The sequence below is a fragment of the Streptomyces melanosporofaciens genome (genome assembly GCF_900105695.1).
Taxonomy (GTDB): domain Bacteria; phylum Actinomycetota; class Actinomycetes; order Streptomycetales; family Streptomycetaceae; genus Streptomyces; species Streptomyces antimycoticus.
In genome coordinates this window covers 3,902,238-3,920,529 of sequence record NZ_FNST01000002.1, presented here as the reverse complement: position 1 = coordinate 3,920,529, position 18,292 = coordinate 3,902,238, and the positions used below count along the sequence as shown (strand labels likewise).

Sequence of the window (18,292 nt, the reverse complement as noted above, 5' to 3'; positions counted from 1 at the left end):
GCGACCCCTTCTAGAGCTTCATCAGGCTGGCGTCGTCGACCGAGGCCGAGTGGCGGGAGCGGAAGACGGACACGATGATCGCGAGACCGACCACGACTTCCGCCGCGGCGACGACCATCGTGAAGAAGGCGATGATCTGGCCGTCGAGATTGCCGTGCAGCCGGGAGAAGGTGACGAACGCCAGGTTGCACGCGTTCAGCATCAGCTCGACGCACATGAAGAGGACGATCGCGTTCCGCCTGATCACAACGCCGGCCGCACCAATGGTGAACAACAGGGCGGCCAGGTAGAGGTAGTTGACCGGATTCACTTGGCGACTCCCCTCGAGTTCGCGCCGGCCGCGGTCTCACCGTTCTGGCCGTTCGCGCCGTTCTCGCCGTGCTCCGGCTCGGCGGCGTCCTCGGCCTTCTTGCCGGTGTCCTTGGCGTTACGGCCCAGCCAGCGCTGCGAGCGCTGCTCCAGCGCCGCCAGCTCGGCCAGCGCCTCGCTGGAGACGTCCCGGATCTGACCGCGGCCGCGCAGCGTCGCGTTGACCGTGAGCTCGGACGGGGTGCCGTCGGGCAGCAGACCGGGGATGTCCACCGCGTTGTGCCGCGCGTACACACCGGGGGCGGGCAGCGGCGGCACGTTCCGCCCGGTGCGCACGCGCGCCTCGGCCTGCTCGCGCTGGGTGCGGGCCCGCTCGGTGCGCTCGCGGTGGGTCAGCACCATCGCGCCGACCGCCGCGGTGATCAGCAGCGCGCCGGTGATCTCGAAGGCGAAGACGTACTTGGTGAAGATCAGCGCCGCCAGGCCCTCGACATTGCCGCCGGAGTTGGCCTGGCCCAGGCCGTTCCACGTCTTCAGCGAGGCATTGCCGATCCCGGCGCACAGCAGGATGCCGAAGCCGATCCCGCACAGGGCGGCGAGCCAGCGCTGCCCCTTCAGGGTCTCCTTGAGGGAGTCGGCCGCGGTGACGCCGACCAGCATCACCACGAAGAGGAAGAGCATCATGATCGCGCCGGTGTAGACGACGATCTGGACGACGCCCAGGAAGTACGCACCGTTGGCGAGGTAGAAGACCGCCAGGACGATCATGGTGCCCGCCAGGCACAGGGCGCTGTGCACGGCCTTGCGCATCAGGATCGTGCACAGCGCGCCGATCACGGCGACGGTGCCGAGCACCCAGAACTGGAGGGCCTCACCCGTGGAGGTGGTGGAGGCCGCAGCGGCCAGAGTGCCGCTCATGCCTGCACCCCCTGCTGCGGGTCCTGCGACTCCTCGTTCCCCGCGGCCTGGTCGGACAGGGTCTCGCCCTTGCTGGCCGCGACCTGCCGGGAGGTGCCGGGCGCCGCCTCGGTCACCAGACCCCGGTAGTAGTCCTGCTCGTCGGTGCCGGGGTAGATGGCGTGCGGGGAGTCGACCATCCCGTCCTCGAGGCCCGCGAGCAGCTCCTCCTTGGTGTAGATGAGGGAGGCGCGGCTGCGGTCGGCGAGCTCGTACTCATTGGTCATGGTCAGCGCCCGGGTGGGGCACGCCTCGACGCACAGGCCGCACAGGATGCAGCGCAGATAGTTGATCTGGTAGACGCGGCCGTAGCGCTCACCCGGGGAGTAGCGCTCCTCGTCGGTGTTGTCCGCGCCCTCCACATAGATCGCGTCGGCGGGACAGGCCCAGGCGCACAGCTCACAGCCGATGCACTTCTCCAGCCCATCCGGATGCCGGTTGAGCTGGTGGCGTCCGTGGAAGCGGGGCGCGGTGGGCTTCTTCTCCTCTGGGTACTGCTCGGTGAGCCGCTTCTTGAACATGGCCTTGAAGGTCACGCCGAAGCCGGCCACCGGATTCTGGAAGTCAGACACCGTCGGCCTCCTTTCCGTCACTGGCAGTGTCGGGCCCACCACTGACAATCAACTCGCGCTCGGTGCGCGGACGTCGGCGGGGGACGGGCGGCAAGGTCTGGCCGGGCAGCGGCGGCACCGGGAAACCTCCCGCCATCGGATCGAAGGCGGGCTCCGGTCCCTGTTCCGCTCCGGCCTCGGCCTGGGTGGCCGAACGGTCGCGGAAGAAGTCGACCACGAAGGACAGCAGCAGCAGCGCGATCACCGCGCTGCCCACGTACAGCACGATGTCCTGGTAGTCGTAGTTCTCGTTGCGCAGCGCCCGGACGGTGGCGACCAGCATCAGCCAGACCATCGAGATCGGGATGAGCACCTTCCAGCCCAGCTTCATGAACTGGTCGTAGCGCACGCGCGGGAGCGTGCCGCGCACCCAGATGAAGACGAACAGCGAGGTGACGACCTTGCCGACGAACCACAGCATCGGCCACCAGCCGTGGTTGGCGCCTTCCCAGAAGGTGCTGATCGGCCAGGGCGCCCGCCAGCCGCCGAGGAAGAGGGTGACGGCGACCATCGAGACGGTGACCATGTTGATGTACTCGGCGAGCATGAACATCGCGAACTTGATCGACGAGTACTCGGTGTTGAAGCCGCCGACCAGGTCGCCCTCGGACTCCGGCATGTCGAACGGCGCCCGGTTGGTCTCACCGATCATCGAGACGATGTAGATGAGGAACGAGACCGGCAACAGCACCGCGTACCAGCGGTCATGCTGCCCTTCGACGATCTGCGAGGTCGACATCGACCCGGAGTAGAGGAAGACCGCCGCGAAGGAGAGCCCCATCGCGATCTCGTAGCTGATCATCTGGGCGCAGGAGCGCAGGCCGCCCAGGAGCGGATACGTCGATCCGGAGGACCAGCCCGCGAGCACGATGCCGTAGATGCCGACCGAGGCGGTGGCGAGGATGTAGAGGACGGCGATCGGCAGATCGGTCAGCTGCATCGTGGTGCGATGGCCGAAGATCGAGATCTCGCCGCCCGAGGGGCCGAACGGCATCACCGCGACCGCCATGAAGGCGGGGATGGCCGCGACGACCGGCGCCAGGACGTAGACCACCTTGTCCGCGCCCTTGACGACCACGTCCTCCTTGAGCATCAGCTTCACGCCGTCCGCGAGGGACTGCAGCATGCCCCAGGGGCCATGGCGGTTGGGCCCGATGCGCAGCTGCATCCAGCCGACCACCTTGCGCTCCATGACGATGGAGATCAGCACCGTCACCATCAGGAACGCGAAGCAGAAGACGGCCTTGATCAGGACCAGCCACCACGGGTCGGTGCCGAACATCGACAGGTCCTCTGCGGCGAGATACCTCACTGGGTCACCTCCGTCGCGGGGGCAGTGATCGTGACGACATCACCGGGGCGGGCTCCTAGATCGCGGTGGACACCGCCGCCGACGGAGGCCAGCGGCAGCCAGACCACCCGGTCGGGCATCGGGGTGATGCTCAGCGGCAGTTGGACCGAGCCGGCCGGGCCGCTGACGCGGAGGATCTGACCGTCCTCGACCCCTGCCTCGCCCGCCGTGGCGGCCGACAGCCGGGCCACGGCCGCGTGGCGGGTCCCGGCCAGCGCCGGATCGCCCTCCTGCAGCCGGCCCTGGTCGAGCAGCAGCCGATGGCCGGCGAGCACCGCCTCGCCCTCGGCCGGCCGGGGCAGCGGACCGCCCGTCTCCAGCGAGGCGGTGGCGCGCGGGCCCTGCCAGGTGCCGAGCCGGGTCATCTCGGTGCGTACGGCCTCGACGTCCGGCAGGCCCAGGGGCGCGTCCAGCGCGTCGGCCAGCATGTGCAGCACCCGGGCGTCCGGAAGCGTATGGCGGCGGGTCATCTGGTCGGGCTTGAGCGCCGCCTCGAACGGCCGGGCCCGGCCCTCCCAGTTGAGGAAGGTGCCGGACTTCTCGACGACCGCCGCGACCGGCAGCACCACATCGGCCAGCTCGGTGACCTCCGAGGGCCGCTGCTCCAGACTGACCACGAAGTCCACCGCGTCCAGGGCCTCCAGCGCCCGCGCCGGATCGGGCAGATCGGCGACCTCGACGCCCGCGACCAGCAGCGCACCGAGCCCGCCGACCGCCGCGGCCTCGATGATCTGGCCGGTGTCCCGGCCCACCTGGTGCGGAAGGTCATGGGTGCCCCAGACGGCGGAGACCTCCTCGCGGGCCCGCGGGTCATGGGCCGGGCGGCCACCGGGCAGCAGCCCGGGAAGGGCGCCCGCCTCGATCGCGCCCCGCTCCCCCGCGCGCCGCGGAATCCAGGCGAGTGTGGCCCCGGTGGCGGCGGCAGCCCGTACGGCGGCGGTCAGCCCGCCGGCCACGGACGCCAGCCGCTCGCCCACGATGATCACCGCGCCCTCTTCGCGCAGCGCCTCGGCGGCCCGCTCCCCGCTCTCGTCCAGACCGGTGCGGCCCGCGATGGCGTCCAACCACTCGGGCTCGGTGCCGGGGGCGGCCGGCAGGAGCATGCCGCCCGCCTTCTCCAGGCCCCGGGTCGCGTGGGTGGCCAGCGAGAAGGTGCGCTGTCCGTGCTTGCGGTGCGCCTTGCGCAGCCGCAGGAAGACGCCGGGCGACTCCTCCTCGGACTCGAAGCCGACCAGCAGCACGGCCGGGGCCTTCTCCAGCGTGGTGTAGGTGAGCCCGCCGCCGTCCAGGTCACGCCCCCGGCCCGCGATATGGGTGGCCAGGAAGTCGGCCTCCTCATCGCTGTGCGTACGGGCCCGGAAGTCGATGTCGTTGGTGTCCAGGGCGAGCCGCGCGAACTTCGCGTAGGCGTACGCGTCCTCGACGGTCAGCCGGCCGCCGGTGAGCACGCCGGTACGGCCGCGCGCCATGCCGAGCCCCTCGGCCGCCGCGTCCAGCGCCTCGGGCCAGCTCGCCGGCTCCAGCTTCCCCGTCTCGCGGTCGCGCACCAGCGGGGTGGTGAGCCGCTCGGGCAGCTGCGCGTAGCGGAAGCCGAAGCGGCCCTTGTCGCAGATCCACTCCTCGTTGACCTCGGGGTCGTCCGCCGCCAGCCGCCGCATGACCTTGCCGCGCCGGTGGTCGGTGCGGGTCGCGCAGCCACCCGCGCAGTGCTCGCACACGCTGGGCGAGGAGACCAGGTCGAAGGGGCGGGAGCGGAAGCGGTACGCCGCCGAGGTCAGGGCGCCCACCGGGCAGATCTGGATGGTGTTGCCGGAGAAGTACGACTCGAACGGGTCGCCCTCGCCGGTGCCCACCTGCTGCAGCGCGCCCCGCTCCAGCAGCTCGATCATCGGGTCGCCCGCGACCTGGTTGGAGAAGCGGGTGCAGCGCGCGCACAGCACACAGCGCTCGCGGTCCAGCAGCACCTGGGCCGAGATCGGGACCGGCTTGGCGAAGGTGCGCTTCTGGCCCTCGAAGCGGCTGTCGGCCTGTCCGGCGCTCATCGCCTGGTTCTGCAGCGGGCATTCACCGCCCTTGTCGCAGACCGGGCAGTCCAGCGGGTGGTTGATCAGCAGCAGCTCCATCACCCCGCGCTGTGCCTTCTCGGCCACCGGCGAGGTGAGCTGCGTCTTGACGACCATCCCGTCGGTGCAGGTGATGGTGCAGGAGGCCATCGGCTTGCGCTGGCCCTCCACCTCGACGATGCACTGGCGGCAGGCGCCGGCCGGGTCGAGGAGCGGATGGTCGCAGAACCGCGGGATCTCGATGCCGAGCAGTTCGGCGGCACGGATGACCAGCGTCCCCTTGGGGACGGAGATCTCGATCCCGTCGATGGTGACGGAGACCAGATCCTCGCGCGGCACCGCAGCCTCCCCACCCGACGAGGGTGCGTTGGTGGTCACGGTCATGCGTTCACCCCCAGGTGAGTGGAGCGCGGCTCGTCGGCCCAGACGGTCGACTTGGCCGGGTCGAACGGACAGCCCCCGCCGGTGATGTGCTGCTCGTACTCCTCGCGGAAGTACTTCAGCGAGGAGAAGATGGGGCTGGCCGCGCCGTCGCCGAGGGCGCAGAAGGACTTGCCGTTGATGTTGTCGGCGATGTCGGCCAGCTTGTCGAGGTCGTCCATGCGCCCCTTGCCGGCCTCCAGGTCGCGCAACAGCTGCACCAGCCAGTACGTGCCCTCGCGGCAGGGTGTGCACTTGCCGCAGGACTCATGCGCGTAGAACTCGGTCCAGCGGGTCACCGCCCGCACCACGCAGGTGGTCTCGTCGAAGCACTGGAGCGCCTTGGTGCCCAGCATCGACCCGGCCGCGCCCACGCCCTCGTAGTCCAGCGGGACGTCCAGGTGCTCCTCGGTGAGCAGCGGGGTGGACGAGCCGCCCGGGGTCCAGAACTTCAGCCGGTGGCCGGGGCGCATCCCGCCGCTCATGTCGAGCAGCTGGCGCAGGGTGATCCCGAGCGGACCCTCGAACTGCCCGGGGTTGGCCACATGGCCGGACAGCGAGTAGAGCGTGAAGCCCGGGGACTTCTCGCTGCCCATCGAACGGAACCATTCCTTGCCCTTGTTGAGGATCGCGGGAACAGAGGCGATGGATTCGACGTTGTTCACCACAGTGGGGCACGCGTACAGACCGGCGACCGCGGGGAAGGGGGGCCGCAGCCGGGGCTGGCCGCGGCGTCCCTCCAACGAGTCCAGCAGCGCGGTCTCCTCACCACAGATGTACGCGCCGGCGCCCGCGTGCACGGTGATGTCGAGACCGGGAAGTCCGTCCACCCCGAGCTTGTCCCGCCGCCGTTCCGCCGTGCCGAGGTAGCCCGCCTCGTACGCCTCGCGGACGGCCTCGTGCAGCCGCCGCAGCACGGGGACGGTCTCGCCGCGCAGATAGATGAAGGCGTGCTCGGAGCGGATGGCATGACAGGCGATGACCATGCCCTCGATGAGCGAGTGCGGATTGGCGTAGAGAAGGGGGATGTCCTTGCAGGTGCCCGGTTCCGACTCATCGGCGTTGACGACGAGATAGTGCGGCTTGCCGTCGCCCTGCGGAATGAACTGCCACTTCATTCCGGTGGGGAAGCCGGCGCCGCCGCGTCCGCGCAGTCCCGCGTCCTTCACCAGCGCGATCACCGCGTCGGGGTCCATCGCGAGGGCCTTGGCGCTCCCCTGGTAGCCGTCGTGCCGCAGATAGGTGCGCAGGGCCCAGGAGTTCGGCTGGTCCCAGAAGGCGGAGAGCACGGGTGCCAGCAACTTCTCGGGGCTGTGCCCATTGATCTCGGTTGTCACGGTCATCACTCCCCCTCCTCGGCGACCGGACCTGCGGGGTGGTGCGGATCGGAGGCGGAGGTCCGCTGCGGCGCGTCATGCGAGCTGGGATGCGTCGGCGGCGCCTCGTCCTGCGGGACGTCCGCGGACCTCGGCGAGACGACCCGGCCGGGCGCGGCCTCCCCCTTGGCCAGCCGCAGGCCGACCAGCGAGGCGGGCCCCGCGGAGCCGCCGGCCTCGACGGCGCCCGGACGGGCGTCGGGGAAGCCGGCCAGGATCCGGGCGGTCTCCTTGTAGGTGCACAGCGGCGCGCCCCGGGTCGGCTCGACGGTCCGGCCCGCCCGCAGATCGTCGACCAGCCCCTTGGCCGACTCGACGGTCTGGTTGTCGAAGAACTCCCAGTTGACCATCACCACGGGGGCGTAGTCGCAGGCCGCGTTGCACTCGATGTGCTCCAGGGTGACCTTGCCGTCCTCGGTGGTCTCCCCGTTGCCCACCCCCAGGTGGCTCTGCAGCTCCTCGAAGATCGCGTCGCCGCCCATCACCGCGCACAGGGTGTTGGTGCACACCCCCACCTGGTAGTCGCCGGAGGGCTTGCGCCGGTACATCGTGTAGAAGGTGGCGACGGCGGTGACCTCGGCGGTGGTCAGCCCCAGCACCTCGGCGCAGAACCGCATGCCGGTGCGGGTGACATGGCCCTCCTCGGACTGCACCAGATGCAGCAGCGGCAGCAGCGCGCTGCGGCTGTCCGGGTAGCGGGCGATCACCTCCCGGGCGTCCGCCTCGAGCCGGGCACGTACCTCGGCGGGGTAGTCGGGGGCCGGCAGCTCCGGCATCCCAAGCTGTACGTCTGTCACTGTGCCTCATCGTTCCCTTCTCCGCCCGCGCGGCGCAGAGGTGCGGCCATCGTCGTCATCTGCGGCCCGGCGTCCCGCCCGTCTCCCGCCACCGCCCTCAAGCGGCTGCGCTGCGCGCAGGCACCATTCACGCGTGCGTCGGTCACCGGTCCACTCCTCCCATCACGGGGTCGATGGACGCGACGGCCACGATCACATCGGCGACCTGGCCGCCCTCGCACATCGCCGCCACGGCCTGCAGATTGGTGAAGGACGGGTCGCGGAAGTGGACGCGGAACGGGCGGGTGCCGCCGTCGCTGACCATATGGGCGCCCAGTTCCCCCTTGGGCGACTCGATCGCCGCGTACGTCTGTCCGGGCGGCACCCGGAATCCCTCGGTCACCAGCTTGAAGTGGTGGATCAGGGCCTCCATCGAGGTGCCCATGATGTTCTTGATGTGGTCCAGGGAGTTGCCGAGGCCGTCCGGGCCGAGCGCGAGCTGTGCGGGCCAGGCGATCTTCTTGTCCTCGACCATCACCGGACCCGGCTCCAGCCGCTCCAGGCACTGCTCGACGATCCGCAGCGACTGGCGCATCTCCTCCAGCCGGATCAGGAAACGGCCGTAGGCATCGCAGGTGTCGGCGGTCGGCACCTCGAAGTCGTACGTCTCATAGCCGCAGTACGGATCGGACTTGCGCAGATCGTGCGGCAGCCCGGTGGCACGCAGTATCGGGCCGGTCGCGCCGAGCGCCATGCACCCGGCGAGGTCGAGGTAGCCCACGTCCTGCAGCCGGGCCTTGAAGATCGGGTTCCCGGTGGCGAGCTTGTCGTACTCGGGCAGGTTCTTGCGCATCGTCTTCAGCAGGGCCCGGATCTGGTCGACCGCACCCGGCGGCAGGTCCTGGGCGAGCCCGCCGGGCCGGATGTACGCGTGGTTCATCCGCAGGCCGGTGACCAGCTCGAAGATGTCCAGGATCAGCTCACGGTCGCGGAAGCCGTAGATCATGATGGTGGTCGCGCCGAGCTCCATACCGCCGGTGGCGATGGCCACCAGATGCGAGGAGAGCCGGTTGAGCTCCATCAGCAGCACCCGGATGACCGAGGCCCGGTCCGGGATCTGGTCCGTGATGCCGAGCAGCTTCTCGACGCCCAGGCAGTACGCCGCCTCGTTGTAGAAGGGCGTCAGATAGTCCATGCGCGTCACGAAGGTGGTGCCCTGCGTCCAGTTCCGGAATTCGAGGTTCTTCTCGATTCCGGTGTGCAGATAACCGATTCCGCAGCGGGCCTCGGTGACCGTCTCGCCGTCGATCTCCAGGATCAGCCGGAGCACCCCATGGGTGGAGGGGTGCTGCGGACCCATGTTGACGATGATCCGCTCGTCGTCGGCCTTCGCCGCGGCGGCCACGACCTCGTCCCAGTCGCCGCCGGTGACGGTGTAGACGGTGCCTTCGGTCGTCTCGCGCGCGGAGGCGGAAGGCGTTGCGTGGGGGGCAGTCATCAGCTGTACGACCTCCGCTGGTCCGGAGCAGGGATCTGGGCGCCCTTGTACTCGACGGGGATGCCGCCGAGCGGGTAGTCCTTGCGTTGCGGGAAGCCCTGCCAGTCGTCGGGCATCATGATCCGCGTCAGCGCGGGATGACCGTCGAAGATCAGGCCGAAGAAGTCGTAGGTCTCGCGCTCATGCCAGTCGTTGGTCGGATAGACATCGACGATCGACGGGATGTGCGGATCGCTGTCGGGGGCGCTCACCTCCAGCCGGACCACCCGGCCATGGGTGAGCGACCGCAGGTGGTAGACGGCGTGCAGCTCCCGGCCCTTGTCGCCGGGGAAGTGCACCCCGCTGACGCCGGTGCACAGCTCGAAGCGGAGCGCCGGGTCGTCGCGCAGGGTCCGGGCGACCCGCGGCAGGTGCTCGCGGGCGATGTGGAAGGTCAGCTCACCGCGGTCCACGACGGTCTTCTCGATCGCGTTCTCCGGGAGCAGCGACTGCTCCTCGAGCGCGCCCTCGAGTTCGTCGGCGACCTCGTCGAACCAGCCCCCGTACGGCCGGGTGGCCTGGCCGGGCAGCCGTACGGGGCGCACCAGCCCGCCGTAGCCGGTGGTGTCGCCGCCGTTGTTGGCGCCGAACATCCCGCGCTGGACGCGGATGGGCTCGCCCTGGTCGCCGCGGCGGCCGGGGAGGTTCTCAGCGTTGAGGTCCTTGTCCGGGTTGACCCCGTTGGACCCATTGGCCTCGGTCAACGCCTTTTCCCTCCGTTCGCTTCTCCGCCCACCAGGCGCAGAGGTGCGGCCTTCGTCGCCGTCTGCGGCCCGGTGGCCTCGTGTGCGTCGCTCACCGAAGAAGCCCCTTCATCTCGATCATCGGCAACGCCTTGAGCGCCGCCTCCTCCGCCTCACGGGCCGCACGCTCGCGATTGACGCCGAGCTTCTCCTCGCGGATCTTCTGGTGCAGCTTGAGGATCGAGTCCATGAGCATCTCGGGGCGCGGCGGACAGCCGGGCAGATAGATGTCGACCGGGACGATGTGATCGACGCCCTGCACGATCGCGTAGTTGTTGAACATCCCTCCGGAGGAGGCGCAGACGCCCATGGAGATGACCCACTTCGGGTTCGGCATCTGGTCGTAAACCTGGCGCAATACCGGGGCCATCTTCTGGCTGACCCGCCCGGCGACGATCATCAGGTCGGCCTGGCGGGGCGAGCCGCGGAAGACCTCCATGCCGAAGCGCGCGAGGTCGTAGCGCCCGGCACCCGTGGTCATCATTTCGATGGCGCAACAGGCCAGCCCGAAGGTGGCCGGGAAGACGGAGGACTTACGGGCCAGCCCGGCGGCCTGTTCCACGGTGGTGAGCAGGAACCCACTCGGCAGCTTCTCTTCGATACCCATGCGATGTTTCCCCTATCTCCTCTTGAGCCCCTTTAGTCCCACTCCAGGCCGCCACGCCGCCATACGTAGGCGTAGGCCACGAAGACGGTGAGCACGAAGAGGAGCATCTCCACGAGCCCGAACAGGCCGAGGGCGTCGAAGGTGACGGCCCAGGGGTAGAGGAAGACGATCTCGATGTCGAAGACGATGAAGAGCATCGCCGTCAGGTAGTACTTGATGGGGAAGCGCCCACCGCCGGACGGATGCGGAGTCGGCTCGATGCCGCACTCATAGGCCTCGAGCTTGGCCCGGTTGTAGCGCTTGGGGCCGATGATCGCGGCCATGAGCACCGAGAAGATCGCAAAACCTGCCCCGAGGGCTCCCAGTACGAGGATGGGCGCGTATGCGTTCACCGTCCTCGCTCCCTTCAGTCGACGATGACTGCTTGGCGGACCGCACGGACATGCCGGTCACCCCACGAAGATCGCGCACATGTGAGGCAGTTCACAAGCCCGTTTCGCCTGCATCCTATGCCCGTCGGTCTGTGATCTGCGACACGGGGTACGACAACGTCTTTGTGATCTCCACCACCTGACGAAGGATCATGAAGTCGGATGAGCGGTGATCTTGTACGTGAAGCATCCGAACGACCACGAGAAGTGACATTCGGAGACGTCATGGCAGGTGAGCGCGTTGCGCTCCTACCAAGACATGGTACATACATGCAAATTTGCAGTGGACTTTGTCAGCTGATAGGCGTCCACCATCCTCATGGGTGACCCTCGCCCCGGGCGGCGATCGATCATGGGTCGGTCGCCGATGGATCACCGGTTCGCGCACGCGTTCACGAGCGGCTCGGAGCGAGTGAGGTATCCCACGCCCGGACCGGTTGTGGATCTAGATTTCCCGGGAACCCTTTGTATGCCGGGCGCATCAGTGGTAGATCGCCCGCAGACACCGCATGGCCGCCAAATGCCGTGCGTAGAGACATGATCGAGAAATTCGGGCATGGCCGCCGACGGAGCCGTGAAGATCATTTGGTCCGATTTCTGGGCGTGTGCACGTCAAATGTGGCGCACCCCACTTTTGTTGATCTGGGCCTTAGGGCCCTGGTAGCCAAGGACCTATGTCCCCAGTCGCACACATACCCAGCCACCGGAAGCCCCGCCGTGCCGCGTCCACGCGTGCACTCCGCGCAGGGATGACCGGTGGCTTCCTCACCCTCGCGGTGGCCGGTGCCGCCGTGCCCGCCTCCGCCGCGGAGTCCAACGCCGCCCCGGCCGAGTCCACCCTGGAGATGCCGACCGTCAGCGCCACGCTGGCGAGCACGGCCGCCCAGACCGCGGACGCCACACAGCAGGCCGCATCCGACTACGAGCTCCAGGCACAGCAGGAGCAGGCGGCCGCCCACGCGAAGATCGCCGCCAAGAAGGCCAAGGCGGAGGCCGACCGTAAGGCGAAGGAAGCCCGGGAGGCGGCCCGTAAGGCGGCCGCCGAGCGTGCGGCCGAGGCCAAGGCCCAGGCGGCGAAGGCGTCGCGCTCCGCCGAGCGCACCACGCTGTCCACCACCAGCGTCAGCAACGCCACCGGCAACACCGCCACGCTGATCAGCTTCCTGAAGGCGCAGCTGGGCAAGGCCTATGTGCTCGGCTCCAGCGGCCCGTCCTCCTACGACTGCTCCGGGCTGACCCAGGCCGCCTTCAAGCAGGTCGGCGTGAGCCTGCCGCGCGTCTCCCAGGACCAGTCCACCACCGGCACCCCGGTCTCGCTGGACTCCCTGCAGCCGGGCGACCTGCTCTACTGGGGCAGCGCCGGCAGCGCGTACCACGTCGGCGTCTACGTCGGCGACGGCAACTTCATCGGCGCCCAGAACTCGAGCACCGGGATCGTCGAGCGCCCGCTGGACTACGACATGCCCACCGGGGCCGTGCGCGTCCTGTAAGGCGCACCTCCCGACACAGGGGCGTGGGGCCGCCGTTCCACCGCGGACGGCGGCCCCACGCCCCCATCGCGCGCCTACTGCGCGTAGACCTTCTCCAGGAACTCGCCGAGGAGGTCGTCACTGAGGTGGTGCGCCAGATCCGCCTCGGAGATCATTCCGACCAGCCGCTTGTTCTGGTCGATCACCGGCAGCCTGCGGATCTTGTGCTCCTCCATCTCCCGCAGGACGTCCGTGACATCGGCGTCCGCGGGAATCCAGCGCGGGGTGCCCTCGGTGAGCTGCCCGACGGGCGTCCGGGACGGATCGCAGTTCTCCGCGATGCATCCGACGACGATGTCCCGGTCGGTGACGATGCCGCACAGCCGCTCGTTGCTGTCGCTGACCGGCAGGGCCCCCACGCCCAGGTCCCGCATCATCTGGGCGGCACGCAGCACCGACTCGTTCTCCGGAATCCACTGCGCGCCCGGGTGCATGATGTCCGCTGCCTTCGTCATGGTGTACCTCCTGCCAGGCCCACCGGCGGTGGAACCGGCCCTGTGAGCCCCATCGATCCGGCGTCACCGCGGCTGGCGCGCACGGCGCCCCCGCCTTCATTGTCACCACCGCCCCGCCCCGACGTCATGTCGAGCCCGGCGGCGGCTGTCGGTGCCCGGTGCCAGACTGAGTAACGAGGCAATCCCTGACAGAACGAGGCAATCGCCAGCAGAACTTCCCGCGTCCTCGCGCTCGACCGTCGAAGGAGCGCCCATGCTCACCACCGACTACGTCCCCGGCACCCCCAACTGGCTCGATCTGGGCGCCCCCGACACCGAAGCGGCCGCGGCCTTCTACGGCTCCCTGATGGGCTGGCGCTTCGAATCGGCCGGCCCCGAGGCGGGCGGGTACGGCTTCTTCACCCTGGACCGCAAGACCGTCGCGGCCGTCGGGCCGCTCACCGAGGAGGGCGCACGGCCCGCCTGGACGCCGTACTTCCACACCCCTGACGCCGAGGCGACCGCAAAGACCGTCGAGCAGGCGGGCGGCACGGTGCGGCTCGCGCCGTTCGACGTCTTCGAGGAGGGGCGGATGGCCCAGTTCACCGACCCCGGCGGCGCCCGTTTCGCCATCTGGCAGCCCGGCAGGACGGCGGGGCTGGACGCGGTCAACGACCCCGGCACCCTGTGCTGGACCGAGCTCCACTCCCCCGATCCCCCCAGGGACCTGGCCTTCTACCGCAAGGTCTTCGGCTGGGACGCCGAGGAGATGTCCTTCCCCGGCGGGTCGTACACGGTGCTGATGACCACCGGCGCCGGCCGGGAGGGCTCCTTCGGCGGCGTCGCCCAGCTCCAGGAGGGGCATTCGACGCCGCCGCAGTGGCTGCCGTACTTCGAGGTGGCGGACTGCGACGCGGTGGTGGCCAAGGGGCAGGACCTGGGCGGTTCGGTGCTGATGCCGGCCATGTCGGCCGAGGGGATCGGCCGGATGGCCTGGCTGGCGGATGTGGTCCGGGCGCCGTTCGGCGTCATCGCGAGCGGCGGCCCGGGGGCCTAGCGGCCGGACCGCCGGACGTACGCGCGGCCGGGGCGTCCGGACACGGGCACGCGGCCGGGGCGTCCGGACACGGGCACGCGGCCGGGGCGTCCGGACACGGGCACGTGGCGGCGTCCGGACGGGCCATCAGGCTCGCGGGGTCACCTTGGTGAGGCCGTTGATGATGCGGTCCATCGCGTCGCCGCCCGTCGGGTCCGTCAGATTCGCCAGCAGCTTCAGGGTGAACCGCATCAGCATCGGATGCGTCAGCCCGCGCTGCGCCGCCAGCTTCATGACCTTCGGATTGCCGATCAGCTTCACGAACGCCCGGCCCAGCGTGTAGTAGCCGCCGTAGGTGTCCTTGAGGACCTTCGGGTAGCGCTGGAGGGCCAGTTCGCGCTGGGGGGCGGTGGCGCGGGCATGGGCCTGCACGATCACGTCCGCGGCGATCTGCCCGGATTCCATCGCATAGGCGATGCCCTCGCCGTTGAACGGGTTGACCATGCCGCCCGCGTCACCGACGAGCAGCAGCCCGCGGGTGTAGTGCGGCTGCCGGTTGAAGGCCATCGGGAGCGCGGCGCCGCGGATCGGGCCGGTCATGTTCTCCGGGGTGTAGCCCCAGTCCTCCGGCATCGAGGCGCACCACGCCTTGAGGACCTCGCGCCAGTCGAGCTCCTTGAAGGAGGACGAGGTGTTGAGGACGCCCAGGCCCACATTGCTCGTGCCGTCGCCCATTCCGAAGATCCAGCCGTAGCCGGGCAGCAGCCGGTCCTGCGCACCGCGCCGGTCCCACAACTCCAGCCAGGACTCCAGGTAGTCGTCGTCATGGCGGGGCGAGGTGAAGTACGTCCGCACGGCCACGCCCATCGGACGGTCCTCGCGCCGGTGCAGCCCCATGGCGAGCGAGATCCGGGTGGAGTTGCCGTCGGCGGCGACCACCAGGGGCGCGTGGAAGGTGACGGGCGTCTTCTCCTCGCCCAGCTTCGCGTGGACCCCGGTGATCCGGCCGGTGCGCTCGTCGGTGATCGGGGCGCCCACATTGCAGCGCTCGTACAGCCGGGCCCCGGCCTTCTGTGCCTGCCGCGCCAACTGCTCGTCGAAGTCGTCGCGCTTACGGACCAGGCCGTAGTTGGGGTACGCGGCCAGCTCCGGCCAGTCGAGCTGCAGCCGCACCCCGCCCGCGATGATCCGCAGGCCCCGGTTGCGCAGCCAGCCCGCCTCCTCGGAGATGTCGATGCCCATGGCCACGAGCTGCTTGGTGGCGCGCGGGGTCAGGCCGTCACCGCACACCTTCTCGCGCGGAAAGGCCGTCTTCTCCAGCAGCAGCACATCCAGCCCCGCCTTGGCGAGGTGGTAGGCGGTGGTGGAGCCGGCCGGTCCGGCGCCGACGACGATCACATCGGCGCTGCGCTCCGAGATCCCAAAGGACGCGCTCTCGGTGGGTGCGGTCTCGCTCACGCGGGGTCTCCCCAAGCCTCGGTAACGGCGTGCCGGTCACGCCGGGCACTGGACACCTGCAGTCTATGTGCGGCCAAACTCCGGCACTCGCGAAGGGGCGCGAAGGGCAGCAAGGTGCCGTCCGCCACGGCCCGGCCGAGGACCGCCCATGGCCGCCTTACGGCTCGTACGGCCGCTTTACGGCACCTATGGCGTTCGTGGCCGCCTTACGGCTTGTACGCCCGGTGGAGGGCCACCACGCCGCCGGTGAGGTTGCGCCAGGCCGGCCGCTCCCAGCCCGCCGACCGCAGCCGGGCGGCGAGACGGGGCTGATCGGGCCAGGCGCGGATGGACTCGGCGAGGTAGACATACGCGTCCGGGTTGCTGCTGACCGAGGTCGCGATCGGCGGCAGCGCGCGCATCAGATACTCGCTGTAGACCGTGCGGAACGGCTCCCATGTGGGATGGCTGAACTCGCAGATGACGACCCGTCCGCCGGGCCGGGTCACCCGCAGCATCTCGCGCAGCGCCCCCTGCGTGTCCTGGATGTTGCGCAGCCCGAAGGAGATCGTGACGGCGTCGAAGACCCCGTCCGCGAAGGGCAGCCGGGTGGCGTCGCCCGCCGTCAGCGGCAGCCGCGGATGGCGCCTCTTGCCCTCCCGGAGCATCCCGAGCGAGAAGTCGCACGGCACCACGTACGCGCCCGCCGCCTGGAAGGGCAGCGAGGACGTCCCCGTACCGGCGGCAAGATCGAGCACCCGCTCACCGGCGCGCGCGTCCACGGCCCGGGCGACCGCCTTGCGCCACAGCCGGGCCTGCCCGAGCGACAGCACATCGTTGGTGAGGTCGTATTTGGCCGCCACGCCGTCGAACATGGCGGCGACTTCGTGCGGCTGCTTGTCCAGGGATGCTCGGCTCACGCCCCCATTGTTCACCTCCCGCGCACCGCGCCCCCGCCCGGGGCCCGGTGTGCCTCAGCGGCGCCGGTGCACCAGCCGCCCCGCCACCACCGTGGCCAGGCATGCGCCGTCCGCGTCGAAGACGGCCAGGTCCGCGCGGCCCGCGGGGGCCAGGACGGGCGGCCGGGGCCGGTCCAGGACGGTGATACCGCCCCGGTGGGCGGCGGCGCGCAGCTCGGCGTCCCCGAGGTGGTGCGCGAGGACGGCGGTCGCGCCCCGCCGCAGCAGGGCGTGGATCCGCTCCCGCGGGCTGGGCGCGTCCGGCACCGGGCCCTCGTGGACGAGGGCCGGGCCGAGCTCCCCGGGCCACTCCCGCACCCGGGCCCGCGGATAGCTCCGCCGCAGCTCCTCCAGGGGGCCGATGGCCGCGATGCGGTCGCCGTCGACCGCGACGGCGGCGTCGTGCAGCGGCGCCGCGTCGTCGGGGGTGTGCCGGACGACGGGCGCCGCGTGGAGCGTGAGCATCAGGACGCCTGGATCACCGTCAACTCGGGGTGGGCCGTGCCACCGTCGATCGCCGTCGAGGACAGATGCGAGACGACGTGGTCGTCGACCGGGTCGTTCGCCGGGTCGTCGTGCACCACCAGGTGCTCGTACGTCGTCGCGCGCTGCGCGGGGACCCGGCCGGCCGCGCGGATGAGGTGGAGCAGCTCCATCCGGTTGGAGCGGTGGCGGGCGCCGGCCGAGGAGACCACGTTCTCCTCCAGCATCACCGAGCCGAGGTCGTCCGCCCCGTAGTGCAGGGCGAGCTGGCCGGCCTCCTTGCCGACGGTCAGCCAGGAACCCTGGATATGGGCGACGTTGTCGAGGAAGAGCCGGGCGATGGCGATCATCCGCAGGTACTCGAAGACGGTCGCCTGCGTCTGGCCCTTCAGATGGTTGTTCTCGGGCTGGTAGGTGTACGGGATGAAGGCGCGGAAGCCGCCCGTACGGTCCTGCACATCGCGGATCATGCGGATGTGCTCGATCCGCTCGGCGTTGGTCTCGCCGGTGCCCATCAGCATGGTGGAGGTGGACTCCACGCCGAGGTTATGGGCGATCTCCATGATCTCCAGCCAGCGCTCGCCCGACTCCTTCAGCGGTGCGATGGCCTTGCGCGGCCGCTCGGGCAACAGCTCGGCGCCCGCGCCCGCGAAGGAGTCCAGACCGGCCGCGTGGATACGGCGGATGGCCTCCTCGGCCGAGACGCCCGAGATCCGCGCCATGTGCTCGACCTCGGACGCCCCCAGCGAGTGGATCACGAGCTGCGGGAACGCCTTCTTGATGGCCGAGAAGTGCTTCTCGTAGTACTCCACGCCGTAGTCCGGGTGGTGACCGCCCTGGAACATGATCTGCGTGCCGCCCAGCTCGACGGTCTCCGCGCAGCGCCGCAGGATGTCGTCGAGATCGCGGCTCCAGCCCTTCGCGGTGTCCTTCGGCGCGGCGTAGAAGGCGCAGAACTTGCACGCCGTCACGCAGACGTTGGTGTAGTTGATGTTCCGTTCGATGATGTACGTCGCGATGTGCTCGGTGCCGGCGTAACGACGGCGCCGGACCGCGTCGGCGGCGGCCCCCAGCGCGTGCAGCGGAGCCGAGCGGTAAAGGTCGAGCGCCTCTTGTGGGGTGATCCGACCCCCGTCGGCGGCGCGGTCGAGGACTACCTGCACCTCTGCGTTTGCGGTCACCGGGGCGTACCTTTCGGAGGTTTATGGGTGGACCGACCCAGCGTACGCCAGC

19 protein-coding genes are annotated in these 18,292 nt (G+C 69.9%); 2 read left to right on the top strand and 17 right to left on the bottom strand.

Features of this window, described 5'->3' with window-relative positions; genetic code table 11:
* Nucleotides 1–10: 10 nt before the first annotated feature.
* The 12 genes from nuoK to BLV72_RS19480 form a co-directional block, all read right to left on the bottom strand.
* On the bottom strand, nt 11–310 hold the full coding sequence (gene nuoK / locus BLV72_RS19530; protein WP_014054072.1) for an NADH-quinone oxidoreductase subunit NuoK: 300 nt from the start codon (nt 308–310) through the stop codon (nt 11–13).
* Entirely contained in the window at nt 307–1,227 is a 921-nt protein-coding gene (locus BLV72_RS19525; protein WP_093463775.1) for an NADH-quinone oxidoreductase subunit J, read from the bottom strand. Before BLV72_RS19525 ends, nuoK begins: the two co-directional genes overlap by 4 nt.
* On the bottom strand, nt 1,224–1,838 hold the full coding sequence (gene nuoI, locus BLV72_RS19520; RefSeq protein ID WP_093463773.1) for an NADH-quinone oxidoreductase subunit NuoI: 615 nt from the start codon (nt 1,836–1,838) through the stop codon (nt 1,224–1,226). The genes BLV72_RS19525 and nuoI overlap by 4 nt, the downstream gene beginning before the upstream one ends.
* The gene (gene nuoH / locus BLV72_RS19515) at nt 1,831–3,159 is read right to left on the bottom strand and encodes an NADH-quinone oxidoreductase subunit NuoH (protein WP_093470437.1); all 1,329 of its coding nucleotides are present in this window, start codon (nt 3,157–3,159) and stop codon (nt 1,831–1,833) included. Before nuoH ends, nuoI begins: the two co-directional genes overlap by 8 nt.
* A gap of 26 nt (nt 3,160–3,185) precedes the next feature.
* On the bottom strand, nt 3,186–5,675 hold the full coding sequence (locus tag BLV72_RS19510) for an NADH-quinone oxidoreductase subunit G (RefSeq protein WP_093463772.1): 2,490 nt from the start codon (nt 5,673–5,675) through the stop codon (nt 3,186–3,188).
* A complete protein-coding gene (gene nuoF / locus BLV72_RS19505; RefSeq protein ID WP_093463770.1) occupies nt 5,672–7,054 on the bottom strand; it encodes an NADH-quinone oxidoreductase subunit NuoF in 1,383 nt (460 codons plus the stop codon). The genes BLV72_RS19510 and nuoF overlap by 4 nt, the downstream gene beginning before the upstream one ends.
* Nucleotides 7,054–7,863 carry an NADH-quinone oxidoreductase subunit NuoE gene (nuoE, locus tag BLV72_RS19500; protein ID WP_093463769.1) on the bottom strand — a complete coding sequence of 270 codons (810 nt, stop codon included), beginning with the start codon at nt 7,861–7,863 and terminating at the stop codon, nt 7,054–7,056. Before nuoE ends, nuoF begins: the two co-directional genes overlap by 1 nt.
* A 17-nt stretch (nt 7,864–7,880) precedes the next feature.
* On the bottom strand, nt 7,881–8,030 hold the full coding sequence (locus BLV72_RS47990) for a hypothetical protein (protein WP_167746382.1): 150 nt from the start codon (nt 8,028–8,030) through the stop codon (nt 7,881–7,883).
* Nucleotides 8,027–9,361, bottom strand: coding sequence for an NADH-quinone oxidoreductase subunit D (locus BLV72_RS19495; RefSeq protein WP_093463767.1), 1,335 nt, complete (start codon nt 9,359–9,361; stop codon nt 8,027–8,029). Before BLV72_RS19495 ends, BLV72_RS47990 begins: the two co-directional genes overlap by 4 nt.
* Nucleotides 9,361–10,104 carry an NADH-quinone oxidoreductase subunit C gene (locus tag BLV72_RS19490; RefSeq protein ID WP_093463766.1) on the bottom strand — a complete coding sequence of 248 codons (744 nt, stop codon included), beginning with the start codon at nt 10,102–10,104 and terminating at the stop codon, nt 9,361–9,363. Before BLV72_RS19490 ends, BLV72_RS19495 begins: the two co-directional genes overlap by 1 nt.
* A 91-nt stretch (nt 10,105–10,195) precedes the next feature.
* Complete coding sequence (locus BLV72_RS19485; protein WP_093463764.1) at nt 10,196–10,750, bottom strand: NuoB/complex I 20 kDa subunit family protein; 555 nt, start codon at nt 10,748–10,750, stop codon at nt 10,196–10,198.
* Between the two features lie 32 nt (nt 10,751–10,782).
* Nucleotides 10,783–11,142 carry an NADH-quinone oxidoreductase subunit A gene (locus BLV72_RS19480; RefSeq protein ID WP_014054062.1) on the bottom strand — a complete coding sequence of 120 codons (360 nt, stop codon included), beginning with the start codon at nt 11,140–11,142 and terminating at the stop codon, nt 10,783–10,785.
* Nucleotides 11,143–11,855: 713 nt separating this feature from the next.
* Between BLV72_RS19480 and BLV72_RS19475 the strand changes: the two genes are divergently transcribed.
* Nucleotides 11,856–12,671 (top strand): C40 family peptidase, encoded by an 816-nt coding sequence (locus BLV72_RS19475; protein WP_093463763.1) that lies wholly within the window; start codon nt 11,856–11,858, stop codon nt 12,669–12,671.
* Between the two features lie 74 nt (nt 12,672–12,745).
* Here the strand turns inward: BLV72_RS19475 and BLV72_RS19470 are convergent, their stop codons facing one another.
* A complete protein-coding gene (locus tag BLV72_RS19470; RefSeq protein ID WP_014054060.1) occupies nt 12,746–13,165 on the bottom strand; it encodes a CBS domain-containing protein in 420 nt (139 codons plus the stop codon).
* Between the two features lie 253 nt (nt 13,166–13,418).
* On the opposite strand from BLV72_RS19470, the gene BLV72_RS19465 reads away from it, so the two are divergent.
* Complete coding sequence (locus BLV72_RS19465; RefSeq protein WP_093463761.1) at nt 13,419–14,201, top strand: VOC family protein; 783 nt, start codon at nt 13,419–13,421, stop codon at nt 14,199–14,201.
* A 126-nt stretch (nt 14,202–14,327) separates the two neighbouring features.
* Here BLV72_RS19465 and BLV72_RS19460 read toward each other — a convergent pair whose 3' ends face one another.
* From BLV72_RS19460 to mqnC, 4 genes are all read right to left on the bottom strand, one after another.
* Complete coding sequence (locus tag BLV72_RS19460) at nt 14,328–15,638, bottom strand: geranylgeranyl reductase family protein (protein WP_208905673.1); 1,311 nt, start codon at nt 15,636–15,638, stop codon at nt 14,328–14,330.
* Nucleotides 15,639–15,844: 206 nt separating this feature from the next.
* Nucleotides 15,845–16,537, bottom strand: a complete 693-nt coding sequence (locus BLV72_RS19455) for a demethylmenaquinone methyltransferase (RefSeq protein WP_093463760.1) — start codon at nt 16,535–16,537, stop codon at nt 15,845–15,847.
* Nucleotides 16,538–16,591: 54 nt separating this feature from the next.
* Nucleotides 16,592–17,041, bottom strand: coding sequence for an imidazolonepropionase-like domain-containing protein (locus tag BLV72_RS19450; protein ID WP_059145054.1), 450 nt, complete (start codon nt 17,039–17,041; stop codon nt 16,592–16,594).
* Nucleotides 17,041–18,240 (bottom strand): cyclic dehypoxanthinyl futalosine synthase, encoded by a 1,200-nt coding sequence (mqnC, locus tag BLV72_RS19445; protein ID WP_093463758.1) that lies wholly within the window; start codon nt 18,238–18,240, stop codon nt 17,041–17,043. Before mqnC ends, BLV72_RS19450 begins: the two co-directional genes overlap by 1 nt.
* Nucleotides 18,241–18,292: the final 52 nt, after the last annotated feature.